Genomic DNA, 13340 nt, shown 5'->3' on the forward strand with positions numbered 1-13340 from the left:
ATAAAATAGAAACAAATAAAAGCATATAACAGCATGGGAAGACAAAAGAAAGTATCAAAACCAAAAGAGCCTGTTCGCATTCGTCAGCGCAAGTTGAAGAATGGAAATATCAGCCTCTATCTCGACATTTATTCAGATGGTATCAGAAAATACGAGTCGCTGTCGCTCTACCTCGTTCCTGAGAAAGACCCGATTTCAAAAGACCAGAACAGACACGCTATGCAGGTGGCAAACAAGGTGAAGTCAGAAAGAATATTGGGGCTGCAGAACCGTGGCATCAAACAATGGGAGAAAATCAAGCAGGAGAATATGCCACTGCTGACTTGGCTCTGCAAATATGAGCAGTCGGACGGCAACTTTGCCAAATCCACATTGAAAGGCAGAAAGGAGATGCGCCACAAGATAGAACAGTACCTTGCCACGACTGGCGACATCAATATCTGTTTGTCAGAAATAGATGTGGATTTCTGCCGTGGCTTCGTGAAGTTTTTGAAAACGGCACATCATGGAGTGAAGAAAGACGCTACAGCTGTAATCAGTCAAGGTTGCGCCCATCATCATCAGGCGGTATTCAATGGAGCGTTGAACAAGGCGGTGCGTGAGGGTATCATAGCAAGCAATCCAATGAAACTGTTGGATGCTAAGGAGAAGCATCAGCCAGCCGAAAGCGTAAGAGAATATCTGACCATTGACGAGTTGAAAGCCATTATGAAAGCGGACTGCGCCAACACGGAAGTAAAAAAGGCTTTTATCTTCTCTTGCTTTGCAGGATTGCGCTTGGGAGATGTACGTGCGCTCACATGGAACAAGGTGTTTCTCGCATCTGACGGAAAGACAAAATTTGTCCGCACGATCATGGAGAAGACAAACAAGCTCGTTAATGTTCCACTATCAAAAGAGGCTCTGAACTGCCTTAATGAAAAGGAAGACCCGAACGAGCCGATATTCACTTTGCCAGGCACTCCAACGGTATGTCACGACATCCGTAAATGGATGCAAAATGCTGATATTAAAAAGCACATCTCGTTTCACTGCTCACGGCACACCTTCGCCACGATGATGCTGACACTTGGAGTTGACATCTATACAACAAGCAAATTATTGGGGCATAGCAATGTCTCTACAACACAGATATACAGCAAGATAGTGGACGAGAAAAAAGTGGAGGCAGTCAACAAGGTTGATAATCTATTTGATTAGCACTAATAAAAAAGGTAACTGAAAATGAGTATAGAGATAAGAACAAGAGTGTTAAAAAATGGTAGTCAGTCGCTATACCTTGACTGCTATGAGAATGGTAAAAGGGAATATGAGGCATTGCATTTGTACCTTATTCCAGAGGTGAACGAAGACGCAAAGCGAGAGAACAAGAACGCCATGAAAAAGGCGGTCGCTATAAAGGCTGAAAGACTCCTTGGTATTCGTAAGGAGGCAAAGTCTCCAGATGAAACGGCATTAAGAAAGGCATCGCCTGTTTTCTATGAATGGCTGCTTGATTATCACAAGGGATTGATTGACAGCCAAGCGTATTCTCAGAACTACATCAAGAATGTATGGAAGCTGATAGCCATCATGCACCAATATATGAAATACAGCCATAAAAGTGGCATACGATTGATAGACTTCAATAAAAACGTATATATGGGCTTCTTGAACTACATGAGGGACATCTATGTTTCGCCAAAGTCTCCAAGCAACCCTCAGAAGTTGGCACAGTCCACCATGCACCAAATGCAGACCACACTCAACACCATATTGAACAAGGCGGTCAGAAACGGTCTGATAAGTGCAAATCCTTTTGCTTCATTGGATATAAGGGAAAGGGTCAGCAAGGCAGAAAGTAATATCGTTGCATTGACAAAAGAAGAGGTCATGTCATTGGCTTCCGTAGAAACAGGCAGTCCTGCAACTAAACAATGTTATATGTTCTGTTGCTTTACAGGTTTAAGACATAGTGACATATCCAACTTAAGATGGAAGGATATTCGCCAAACTGATGCGGGATTGGCTATCTATCTGCCTCGTATGCAGAAAACCAAGCACCCCATTCTGATACCATTAGGCAAAAAGGCATTGGAATGGTTGCCCGACAGGGAAGATAAAAGTGAAGATAGCCTTGTGTTTAACACACCGCAAATCTGCAACTGTGACAGAGCCCTGAAACACATGGCAAAACGAGCTGGCATTACAAAGGTTCTCGGATTTCACACAAGTCGGCACACTTTTGGAACATTGGCTATCCTCGCAGGATGTGACATCTTGACTGTGAGCAAACTATTGGGTCATAAAAGTGTTAAGACAACACAGATATATGCTTCCGTAGCCATGCAGATGAGAGCGGATGCCGTTAAGCGAGTGGAAAAAGTATTTGGAAATTAGGGAAGAAAAGAAAGGGAGTAAGGAGGATAAAATCTCTTTATTCCCTTATTTCGTATCAAATGGGTGTAAAAGTGTGAAATATCGTTATATTTTTGCCTATTAGAGCCACATAACGAATTATTATCGCAAAATTTAATGTATATTTGCAGTAAAATTCGGTGAAAATATGAAACTGAACAGAATAAAAGATACGTTGGAAGAAAAAGGCATCTCTCAGACATGGCTTGCAAAACAGCTTGGGAAGAGCTTTAGTACAGTAAACTGCTACGCCAGGAATAAATACCAGCCAGATTTGGAAACATTGCTTGAAATATCCAAAATTCTACAAGTCGATTTGAAGGACTTGATAACAGACGAGGACGAGCGAGAGTAAAAACGCCAAATGCTGGATTTTTAGAACTGGACAAAATAACTTCCGATAATAAAACGTTATTTGAACATGGGCATAAGCAAAGAACTTACAGAAGAGGACATCAAGTTCCGCTATATCAACGAAGCCATCACAAGCAAGGGATGGTCAAAGGATAGTATATTCATGGAACAGAAGGTTAAATTTACTGACGGTAAAATTAGCCTTCATGGTAATCTTGTGCATAGAGAGAAACCGAAGTTTGCCGACTATGTACTTTATGCAAATAAGGCAACACCCATTGCTATTGTAGAAGCAAAGGATGCCAATCATTCTGTTTCTCATGGATTGCAACAAGCCATGACCTATGCCCAAATGCTTGATGTGAAGTTTGCATACAGTTCAAATGGTGAAGGTTTTGCCGAACATGACTTCTTGACAGGCAGGGAACGCACTTTTGCTATGAACGAATTTCCAACAAAAGAAGAACTTGTCGAAAGATATAAAAATGAGGCTAACGATGGAAACGGACTTAACGAACAAGAGCTGGCTATTATAGAGCAGCCTTTTTGCACTGGTCAGAATATATTTCCGCCACGATATTATCAGCGCAATGCAGTAAACCGCACAGTTGGTGCCATTGCCAAAGGACAAAACCGTGTGCTCCTTGTCATGGCAACTGGCACAGGCAAGACATATACTGCATTTCAGATTGTATGGCGTTTGCTTAAAAGTGGTTTGAAGAAGAAAGTGTTGTATCTTGCAGACCGAAACATATTGGTTGACCAATCCATACAGCAGGATTTCAAGCCATTAGAAAAGGTGACACACAAGATTGACTACTCAAAAGATAAGAACCACTTGGAAGAACTTGGCTCTTATCAAGTGTTCTTTGCACTCTATCAACAGTTGATTGGACAGAATGATGCCAAAAACTATAAGGAGCTGTTTCCTAATCCAGACTATTTTGACCTTGTTATCGTTGATGAGTGTCATAGAGGTAGCGCAAAGGATGATAGCAACTGGCGAAACATCTTGGAATACTTTTCTTCGGCTACTCATATAGGTATGACTGCCACACCTAAAGAAACAAAATATCAGTCAAGTATTGGCTACTTTGGTGAACCAGTCTATACTTACAGTCTTAAAAACGGAATTGAGGACGGTTTCCTTGCTCCTTTCAAGGTTATCAACATCACAACGAACATCGGTGACGAGTGGAGACCGACAAAGGGACAAAAGGATATATACGGCAACGAGATAGAAGACCGCATTTATAATAACAGCGACTATGATTATAACATTGTCATAGAAGATCGTATAAGGGAAGTTGCGAAAGAGATAACCAACTATCTGAAAAGTACAGATCGCATGGCTAAGACCATAGTGTTCTGTGCTGATGAAACTCATGCGGAACGTATGCGTATGGCTTTGGCTAATGCCAATGCTGACATGTGCAAGAAAAATCCCGACTATGTGGTTCGTATAACTGGTAGTGACGAATACGGAAAAGGCAAGTTGGATTATTTCATTTCTGTTGCCGAGAAATATCCTGTCATAGCAACTACAAGTAAGTTGCTTTCAACAGGTGTTGATTGCAAAATGACAAAACTGATTGTGCTTGACCAACAAATCGGCTCTATGACAGAGTTCAAACAAATAATTGGTCGTGGCACTCGTCTTCGTGAGAAAGAAGGAAAGACATACTTCACAGTAATGGACTTCCGCAACGTAACACGATTGTTTGCTGACCCTGATTGGGATGGACCGATTGAGATAGACCCGAATTATCCGCCTAAACCACATATTTGTCCTGTATGTGGACAGAATCCATGCGTGTGTCCCAAACCGACACCAGAACCCTGCCCAGTATGTGGTCAGATACCATGTATTTGCCAACAACCGCCCAAACTGCCTAAGCCAATAGTCAACTCGGACGGTTGTACAGTAAAGGTCATTAACAAGGTCGTTTCTGTCTATGACACAAATGGTAAGTTGCTTCGCACGGAAAGCATTACCGACTATACAAAGAAAAGTATCATAGACACATACGCTACGATTGATACATTCACTTCCAAGTGGCAAGAAACCAAGAAAAAGTCAGATATTGCTGAAATGCTTAAAGACAGTGGTATTGATCTTGCAGCATTGAAGCACGACCAAGACATGGACGATGTGGATGATTTCGATTTCATCTGCCATATAGCCTACGGCAAGAAAACACTTACACGACATGAGCGTGCCGAACAAGTGAAGAAACGAGACATATTCAGCAAGTATGGTGAACAGGCACGACTTGTGCTTGAAGCCCTGTTGGATAAGTACACCAAGGAAGGTGTGTCTGAATTGGAAAGCCTTACTGTGCTTGAAAATGACCCATTCCGCAAATTGGGCTCAAAGGCAAACATCGTGAAGTTCTTTGGTGGCAAGCAAGGCTATCTTGATGCCGTAAAGGAACTGGAACAATACATATATAATATAGCATAAAATAGAAACAAAATATGAGTTTATCAAATTTCGTAAAACGAGTACGCAATATAATGCGCAATGATGCCGGTATCAACGGTGATGCGCAACGCATAGAACAAATGGCGTGGATGCTGTTTTTGAAAGTCTATGACGAGAAAGAGAATGACTGGGAGTTGGACGATGATGATTACAAGTCTATTATTCCAGAAGAATGCCGTTGGCGCAACTGGGCGCATGACGATGGAAGCGGTAAAGCCTTGACTGGTGATGAGCTACTTTCGTTTGTCAACAACACATTGTTTGTGGAACTCAAAAACATAGAGATAACACCAACTACCCCTATCCGTCAGGCGATTGTAAAGACCACATTTGAGGATGCCAACCAATATATGAAAGACGGAGTTCAACTTCGTCAAGTGCTGAATGTGATTGACGGTTTGAACCTTGGTGACTATGAGGAAAGTCATGCTTTCGGTGAGATATACGAGACTATTCTCAAAGAAATGCAGTCGGCTGGTTCTTCTGGTGAGTTCTACACCCCAAGAGCCTTAACCGAATTTATGGCAGAGATAGTCAATCCGCAGATTGGTGAGAAAATGGCAGACTTCGCTTGTGGTACAGGAGGTTTCATCACAAGTTGGTTGGGTGAATTGGACAAGAAGGTAAAGACTGCAGAAGACCGCAAAGAGTACAATCAGTCTGTATTTGGCATAGAAAAGAAACAGTTCCCATATATGTTATGTGTAACAAACCTGTTGCTGCATGGCATTGATACACCATTGGTATATCACGACAACTCGCTTACAAAAGATGTACTCAACTATACAGACGGAGACAAGTTTGATGTTGTGTTGATGAACCCACCATACGGTGGTAACGAGAAATCGGATGTCAAGTCACACTTCCCTTCAGATATGCGCAGTAGCGAGACTGCCGACCTCTTCATGGTGCTTATCATGTATCGCTTGAAGAAGAATGGTCGTGCAGCGGTCATTGTCCCAGACGGTTTCCTGTTTGGAGCAGACAACACAAAGATAGCCATCAAGACCAAGCTGCTTAGAGATTTCAACTTGCATACCATTATCCGTTTGCCAGGCAGCATCTTTGCGCCCTACACTTCCATTGCCACGAACATTCTATTCTTCGACAATACCAGTGCGGAGGGTGCTCCAGAGGGCTATTCTACAAAGGAAACGTGGTTCTATCGTTTGGATATGCCAGAGGGTTACAAGCATTTCTCCAAGACAAAGTCCATGAAGTCGGAACATTGCGACCCAATCCGTGAGTGGTGGAACGACCGTAAGGAGATTATTATTGCTGATGGTGACGAGAAATCTCGTTGCTATTCAGTTGAAGACCTTATCGCCACCGATTGCAACTTCGACTTGTGCAAGTTCCCGAAAGAGGATGAAGAAATCTTGCCTCCTGCCGAACTGCTTGCCGACTATTTCAAGAAGCGCAAAGCTCTTGATCATGAAATTGATAAGACATTGGCGGAGATACAGCGTATCTTGGGAATAAATGTAAATGTGGACGAATTGTAAAATGTGGAACGGTGTTCCACAAATCTAAAAGATTGGCATGGAGAATAAAGGTTTGACAAACATAAATGATGCTGCCTATCAGAAGTTGATAGACAACATAACCACGCTATGGGGTGAGGCGAAGTCAAAAGCCATTGCTGCGGTCAATACGGAATTGCTTGATGCCAACTGGCAAACAGGAAAGTATATTGTTGAATTTGAACAGGGTGGTAAACAAAGAGCAGAATATGGCAAAAGGTTACTTGTAAACCTTGCAAAGGATTTGACAGCAAGAAACGGAAAAGGTTTTAACCGAACAAACCTTACCTATATGCGCAAGTTGTACTTGGCTTTCCCAAAATGTGGGACACTGTCCCACAAATTGACATGGAGCCATTATTATGAACTGTTGAAGTGTGATAATGCGCTTGAAATGCAGTTCTATTATAAGGAATCCATCAAGGAATGTTGGAAAGTTAGGGAACTAAAAAGACAGATGAAAAGTTGTCTGTTTCAGCGACTTGCACTAAGCACAGACAAGGCTGGAGTTCTTTCTTTGGCAAACGAGGGGCATCAAGTACAAACACCGCAAGACATCATCCGTGACCCTTTCGTGCTTGAATTTGCAGGACTTCCCAAACAGAAACGCTATAAGGAGAGTGACTTAGAAAAGGCTCTTAAAGACCACATGGAGCAGTTCCTTTTGGAAATGGGACGTGGTTTTGCATTTGTGGGCAGACAATACTCCATGCAGATAGGAAGCCGACAGTTCAAGGTGGATTTGGTGTTCTACCACTGTATCTTGAAGTGCTATGTGTTGATTGATTTGAAGCGAGCAGAGATAAAGCATGGTGATATTGGGCAGATGAACCTCTACTTGAACTACTTCAAAACAGAAGTGTGTCAACCTGACGATAATCCACCCATTGGCATAGTTTTGGGAGCAAGAAAAGACGAACTTCTGATGGAGTATGCCTTGGAAGGCATAACCAATCAATTGTTTGTAGCACGTTACCAACTCTATTTGCCAAAGCGTGAAGAACTGCAAGCGCAACTTGACAAATTATTGGACGAAGCAGAGTAACAACAATAAAATAAGGACATTTCGATTTTATAGAATAATTATGAAAAGTAACATTGGAATACTAATCATTTTGTCTATTGTACTGACTATGTGCAGTATCAATATAAATGCACAAACGGTTGGATATACATATCGACCTTTGGCTGCCGAGGGATGCAATATGAAATATAGCGTTGCAAAGCAAGATACGGCATATTACATTATCGCAACCGTAAAGTCAGACAGACTGAATTTCCTGAAAGAATCAACCATGTTGTTGAAAACATTCGATGGTGAAGTTATTAAACTTTATGGTTCTCAGATTGGTAGCGGTTCCGAAACGGCAGGTATTGTTTCTGGCAATATAGTCCTTCCAGTGACAGAAATCAGTTCTACAGCTCAATTCAAGATAAGTCCACAACAATTTGAGTTGTTGAAAAAAGGCGTGGCTAAGATAAGGTTATCTACCATACCTATTGAGCATGAGCGGACATTTGCCAAAGATAAAATAGGCAAGAAACTTTATCAGTTCTTCTTGAAGCAGAAGAATAAGGACAATGATTTCTAACGATAGAAAATTACAATGAACGGAAAGCAATTAAAGAATAGCATATTACAATGGGCGATACAGGGAAAACTTGTGCCGCAAGACCCTAATGACGAACCAGCAAGCGTTTTGCTTGATAAGATTCGCCAAGAGAAAGAACGCTTGATCAAGGAGAAGAAAATCAAGCGTGACAAGAACGCATCCATTATCTACCGTGGTGAGGACAATTCCTATTATGAGAAGATGCTCGCCACAGGGGAGGTGAAGTGCATAGATGAGGAAGTGGCGTTTGATATACCACAGGGGTGGGAATGGACTCGTATAGGCAATATATTCAACCATACAAGCGGAAAGCAACAGAGTAGTAGCAATAAAGGTGGTGGAACCCCACAAAAGTTCATAACGACCTCTAATCTATATTGGGGACACTTTATCCTTGATAATGTAAAGGTTATGAATTTTACTGACGAAGAGATTAAGACTTGTTCGGCTACAAAAGGAGATTTGCTTGTTTGTGAAGGTGGTGCTGGTTATGGACGTTCAGCAATATGGAATGAAGATTATGATATTTGTCTTCAAAATCATGTTCATAGATTGCGTCCGTGTGTTAGCGGCATATGTGAATATGTATATCATTTCATTTACCTATTGAAAGAAAGCAACAATTTGGCATCTGTTGGAACTGCCATGCCTGGACTGTCTGCAAATCGTTTGAAAGGATTACTTTTGCCTTTTCCACCTCTATCAGAACAAAGAAGAATTGTGGCAAAGTTAGCTGAACTATTACCACAAATAGAGAAATATAATAATGTTCAGAACAAATTGGACGAACTGAACACTACTATAAAGGATTGTCTTAAAAAGAGCATCTTACAAGAGGCAATACAAGGTAAGCTCGTTCCGCAACTTGCAGAAGAAGGCACAGCGCAAGAACTGCTTGAACAAATAAAGACAGAGAAGCAGAAACTCGTTAAAGAGGGCAAACTAAAGAAGTCTGCCCTCAAAGATTCCGTTATCTTCAAAGGTGACGATAACAAGTATTGGGAGAAGTCAACTGAATGTATGGAGTGTATTGACGATAAAATTCCATTTGAAATACCTTCAACATGGTGTTGGGTTAGGCACAATCAATTGTTTGAAATATCAGGCGGTTCACAGCCTCCTAAATCTCAGTTTGTTGATAGTCCTAAATCAGGATATATAAGACTGTATCAAATCAGAGATTATGGTTCAAATCCTATGCCTGTTTATATACCACAAGAAAAAGCAAATAAAATAACAAAAGAAGGTGATATTATATTAGCAAGGTATGGCGGTTCTTTAGGTAAAGTCTTTTGGGCTAAAGATGGAGCATATAATGTAGCGATGGCAAAGGTAATTCCTCTTTTTGACTCTGAGTTCGTGAACAAACAGTATTTATTCTTGTTTTATCAGTCAAGCATATACCAATATTTAGTAAAAGATCATTCTAGAAGTGCCCAAGCAGGATTTAACAAAGACGATTTGAAGGATTTGTTTTTTCCATTGCCTCCTTTAGAGGAACAATCTCGAATTGTTGAAATATACAAGTCTGTAACAAGTATTATGAGTTGATAGACAACAGCCCTGTTTGTATAGACGAGTTTTTGCCGTTCCAAATACCCGAAACATGGGCTTGGTGCAAGGTCAAAGACCTGTTGGAAATACAAACAGGGGCTTCGTTCAAAAAAGAACAAGTAAACGCAAATAAAAAAGGCATTAGAATATTGCGTGGGGAAAATATTTTGCCCAATAAGTATATATTCAAAAATAATGATGTATTTGTGTCAGATGAGTTTGTCAATACGAATACCCTTCTGAAGAAGAATTGCATCATTACTCCTGCTGTAACCAGTTTGGAGAATATTGGTAAAATGGCTGTGATAGAAAAAGACTACAATAATGTTAGTGCTGGCGGTTTTGTATTCATCTTTAGCCCATACATTCAAGACTTTAATCACTCCTTGTTACTTGCGTATTTTCTTCAAAGTCCATTTCTGATAGAGGCTATGCGAGGAATAACCAAGAAGTCTGGTGCTGCTTTTTATAATCTTGGGAAAGAACGACTGAAAGAGCTGTATCTACCATTGCCTCCAATGGCAGAACAAAGTAGAGTAGTAGCCAAAATAAAAGAGGTTTTATCAAGTATTATGAGCAGATAGGGAGCGAAATAACTGAGATTGACCTTCCTTTTGAGTTTCCAAGTTCTTGGTCTATTGCTCGATTAAATGCAGTTTGCCAACTTACAGACGGCTTGAAAACCACAGGCAAGCAGTGCTTGTTAGATGCTAAATACTTACGTGGTAAAAGTTCTGAAACTATTCTAGAACATGGTAAATTTGTATATAAAGGTGACAATATAATGCTTGTGGACGGTGAAAACTCTGGTGAAGTTTTCATCGTTCCACAAGACGGTTATATGGGTAGTACTTTCAAGCAATTATGGATAAGTTCCTCTATGTACGAACCTTATATTTTGGCTTTCATACAGTTCTACAAAGAAACTTTGCGCAATTCTAAGAAAGGTGCAGCTATACCACACCTCAACAAGGAATTGTTTTATGGGCTTATTATTGGTATTCCGCCACTACAAGAGCAGAAAAGAATCTTCCAAAAGATAGAGGATTCATCACAATTGCTCAAATAGAGTTTCAATTCTTTCGACAATGCGTTTCTGCTCATTTAAAGGAGGTAAAGGTATCAAGTGCTCAACTAATTTGACACGTGATATGTTTGGTTGGGCACCACCTTCACCTTTCTTGATAAATGTATCTCGACTTGCCATTAAGAAATAAAACAAGAACCAATTATAAACAATATAGGGAGTACAGCCACAACACGCTTGATTGGTAGTTAATTCCTTGCCTACAATAGCCAACTTTCCTATTGTAGCTCCATACATAGCAATAAGAACGTCACCTATTTTATTCATACGTAGAGAGCATTCTTGAAAAGCTCTCTGCGTTATTCTTTCTTCAGTATCACATATGACACCATTGTTCAACTCCCCTGTTTTAAGCCACAAAATATTGCCTCCATAATAATCTTGGTTGCTGCGCTGAGGTGTAGAACCTGCGCCCCAATCTCCAATCTGTCCCATTCTTGTCCAAGTCCAACTATTAGGGATTTCAAAGGGAATTAGCTCTGTTATATCCAAGCATTTTTTGCCTATCTGCTCATAATACTTGTTATCGTCACCACGGAAGATAACGGAATCTTTGAGGGCAGACTTCTTTAGTTTGCCCCCTTTTACGAGTTTCAGCTTTTCTTCTTTTATCTGTTTGAGCAGATCTTGGGCTGTACCTTCTTCGGCAATTTGCGGAACGAGTTTGCCTTGGATGGCTTCTTGCAGAATAGCCTTCTTCAAGCGTTGGTACATATTAGAATTTAACTTATTAAGTTCTTCTTGCTTATTGCTGTAAATACCAAGAAAATGTGTTAACTCTGTAATGTTCGCAACAATTCTTTCCTGTTCATTTATTGGTGGTAAAGGGAACAACAAAGTTTCCCAATTACCCCTATTGATTATAGGGGTTGCTGTTCCTGTAGCCTTATCCATTATTGCCAACCTAAAGTATTCTGAATGCAAAACTATATGGACAAACTCCACATTACACAAATAGGGCGTTATAGAATTTATCTGCTGATTAAAAGTAACAGGCTTGTCTGTTATGGCGCATTTACCAATAGAACCTCCAATGCAGACTTGCAAAATAGTATTCTTTGGTACAATACGCCCATAATCAACTCCAATATCTGACAATCCCTGTGTTACACTTACAATTTTGGAATTTAGTATGTTTGCAGGACCTAAAAATGGAATATAATCACCAAAGTATTCAGGATGAGATTTGGATGGTGTTGTACCTGTTTCTGTTTTTCCAACCTCAACTAATCTACACCATTCCCACCCCTGGGGTACCTCAAACGGTATCTCCTCATCAATACATTTCACCTTCCCCGTAGCAAGCCACTTCTCATAATAGGAACTCATAGAACAAATCCATGCCTATTTATTAGGACAACTTAATGTTTCACTAATAAACGAATAGAAATGGAATTAGACAAATTTGAAGAGTTCCTAAGCCAAGGCAATATGGCTAAGAACACGATTTCGGCATATCTGTATGCTGTGAAGGAGTTTGGCTCTCGACACAAAGAGTTGAACAAGAGAAACCTGTTGATTTACAAGACCTACTTGATTGAGACTTACAAGCCCAAGACGGTGAACCTCCGTATTCAGGCGATGAACAAGTACCTTGTATTTGTAGGCAAGACGAAACTCCGCTTGAAGTCGGTCAAGGTGCAGCAACGTTCTTATTTGGAGAATGTCATCAGCAATGCCGACTACACCTTCCTGAAGAACAAGTTGAAGAAGGAAGACAACTTGGAGTGGTACTTTGTGGTGCGTTTCTTGGCTGCGACTGGTGCCAGAGTGAGCGAACTTGTGCAAATCAAAATTGAGCATGTGCAAGTAGGCTATTATGACATCTACACCAAGGGTGGCAAGATACGGCGTATCTATATCCCCAAGACATTGCGCACGGAAACAGAAAAGTGGTTGCAGACACTCAACCGTACAAGTGGCTATCTCTTTCTCAATCGCTTTGGCGAGCGCATCACGACAAGAGGCATATCACAGCAGTTGAAGAACTATGCGGTGAAGTATGGCTTGAATGAGAAAGTGGTTTACCCTCACTCATTCCGCCATCGTTATGCCAAAAATTTCTTGGAGAAGTTCAACGACATTGCCCTGCTTGCAGACCTTATGGGGCATGAAAGCATCGAAACGACACGTATCTATCTACGAAGAAGCAGCATTGAGCAACAAGAGATAGTTGACAAAGTGATAACCTGGTAATCGGAGCATATTCTATATCTTTTGATATGTTATCCATGCTATTAAACTATGCAAACGAGTATATGCTTTTTACAACAAGTAGAATTGATTATCAGCGTTTTGCATTACCTTTGCACTCAAAAGGAAATACG

The 13340-nt window shown here is 40.7% G+C and carries 12 protein-coding genes; 11 read left to right on the forward strand and 1 reads right to left on the reverse strand.

Features of this window, described 5'->3' with window-relative positions; all coding sequences use genetic code 11:
• The first annotated feature begins 33 nt into the window (after positions 1–33).
• The 10 genes from KUA50_RS16025 (at position 34) to KUA50_RS16070 (ending at position 10995) form a co-directional block, all read left to right on the forward strand.
• On the forward strand, positions 34–1200 hold the full coding sequence (locus KUA50_RS16025) for a site-specific integrase (RefSeq protein ID WP_218456505.1): 1167 nt from the start codon (positions 34–36) through the stop codon (positions 1198–1200).
• Between the two features lie 24 nt (positions 1201–1224).
• Positions 1225–2379 carry a site-specific integrase gene (locus tag KUA50_RS16030; protein ID WP_195257565.1) on the forward strand — a complete coding sequence of 385 codons (1155 nt, stop codon included), beginning with the start codon at positions 1225–1227 and terminating at the stop codon, positions 2377–2379.
• 166 nt (positions 2380–2545) lie between these two features.
• Complete coding sequence (locus KUA50_RS16035; protein ID WP_005680006.1) at positions 2546–2752, forward strand: helix-turn-helix transcriptional regulator; 207 nt, start codon at positions 2546–2548, stop codon at positions 2750–2752.
• A 66-nt stretch (positions 2753–2818) separates the two neighbouring features.
• Positions 2819–5215 (forward strand): EcoAI/FtnUII family type I restriction enzme subunit R, encoded by a 2397-nt coding sequence (gene hsdR, locus KUA50_RS16040; protein WP_218456506.1) that lies wholly within the window; start codon positions 2819–2821, stop codon positions 5213–5215.
• Positions 5216–5229: 14 nt separating this feature from the next.
• A complete protein-coding gene (locus KUA50_RS16045; RefSeq protein ID WP_057256679.1) occupies positions 5230–6741 on the forward strand; it encodes a class I SAM-dependent DNA methyltransferase in 1512 nt (503 codons plus the stop codon).
• 37 nt (positions 6742–6778) lie between these two features.
• Entirely contained in the window at positions 6779–7804 is a 1026-nt protein-coding gene (locus KUA50_RS16050) for a PDDEXK nuclease domain-containing protein (protein ID WP_118201266.1), read from the forward strand.
• Between the two features lie 40 nt (positions 7805–7844).
• Complete coding sequence (locus KUA50_RS16055; protein ID WP_218456507.1) at positions 7845–8351, forward strand: hypothetical protein; 507 nt, start codon at positions 7845–7847, stop codon at positions 8349–8351.
• A gap of 15 nt (positions 8352–8366) precedes the next feature.
• Positions 8367–9923, forward strand: a complete 1557-nt coding sequence (locus tag KUA50_RS16060) for a restriction endonuclease subunit S (RefSeq protein WP_218456508.1) — start codon at positions 8367–8369, stop codon at positions 9921–9923.
• Positions 9920–10510, forward strand: a complete 591-nt coding sequence (locus KUA50_RS16065; RefSeq protein WP_218456509.1) for a restriction endonuclease subunit S — start codon at positions 9920–9922, stop codon at positions 10508–10510. Before KUA50_RS16060 ends, KUA50_RS16065 begins: the two co-directional genes overlap by 4 nt.
• A 92-nt stretch (positions 10511–10602) precedes the next feature.
• Positions 10603–10995 carry a restriction endonuclease subunit S gene (locus KUA50_RS16070; RefSeq protein ID WP_256624196.1) on the forward strand — a complete coding sequence of 131 codons (393 nt, stop codon included), beginning with the start codon at positions 10603–10605 and terminating at the stop codon, positions 10993–10995.
• Here the strand turns inward: KUA50_RS16070 and KUA50_RS16075 are convergent.
• Complete coding sequence (locus KUA50_RS16075; RefSeq protein ID WP_256624197.1) at positions 10978–12342, reverse strand: restriction endonuclease subunit S; 1365 nt, start codon at positions 12340–12342, stop codon at positions 10978–10980. The two genes, KUA50_RS16070 and KUA50_RS16075, sit on opposite strands and share 18 nt — an antisense overlap.
• A 60-nt stretch (positions 12343–12402) precedes the next feature.
• Here KUA50_RS16075 and KUA50_RS16080 point away from each other — a divergent pair, with 60 nt between their 5' ends.
• Entirely contained in the window at positions 12403–13209 is an 807-nt protein-coding gene (locus KUA50_RS16080; RefSeq protein ID WP_218456511.1) for a tyrosine-type recombinase/integrase, read from the forward strand.
• Positions 13210–13340: the final 131 nt, after the last annotated feature.

Source organism: Segatella hominis, from assembly GCF_019249725.2.
Lineage (GTDB): Bacteria > Bacteroidota > Bacteroidia > Bacteroidales > Bacteroidaceae > Prevotella.

What these genes read in the sequence shown, in the direction of transcription:
- KUA50_RS16025 (WP_218456505.1), top strand. Translation starts at nt 34, where the DNA reads ATGGGAAGACAAAAGAAAGTATCAAAACCAAAAGAGCCTGTTCGCATT.
- KUA50_RS16030 (WP_195257565.1), top strand. Translation starts at nt 1,225, where the DNA reads ATGAGTATAGAGATAAGAACAAGAGTGTTAAAAAATGGTAGTCAGTCG.
- KUA50_RS16035 (WP_005680006.1), top strand. Translation starts at nt 2,546, where the DNA reads ATGAAACTGAACAGAATAAAAGATACGTTGGAAGAAAAAGGCATCTCT.
- hsdR (WP_218456506.1), top strand. Translation starts at nt 2,819, where the DNA reads ATGGGCATAAGCAAAGAACTTACAGAAGAGGACATCAAGTTCCGCTAT.
- KUA50_RS16045 (WP_057256679.1), top strand. Translation starts at nt 5,230, where the DNA reads ATGAGTTTATCAAATTTCGTAAAACGAGTACGCAATATAATGCGCAAT.
- KUA50_RS16050 (WP_118201266.1), top strand. Translation starts at nt 6,779, where the DNA reads ATGGAGAATAAAGGTTTGACAAACATAAATGATGCTGCCTATCAGAAG.
- KUA50_RS16055 (WP_218456507.1), top strand. Translation starts at nt 7,845, where the DNA reads ATGAAAAGTAACATTGGAATACTAATCATTTTGTCTATTGTACTGACT.
- KUA50_RS16060 (WP_218456508.1), top strand. Translation starts at nt 8,367, where the DNA reads ATGAACGGAAAGCAATTAAAGAATAGCATATTACAATGGGCGATACAG.
- KUA50_RS16075 (WP_256624197.1), bottom strand. Translation starts at nt 12,342, where the DNA reads ATGAGTTCCTATTATGAGAAGTGGCTTGCTACGGGGAAGGTGAAATGT.
- KUA50_RS16080 (WP_218456511.1), top strand. Translation starts at nt 12,403, where the DNA reads ATGGAATTAGACAAATTTGAAGAGTTCCTAAGCCAAGGCAATATGGCT.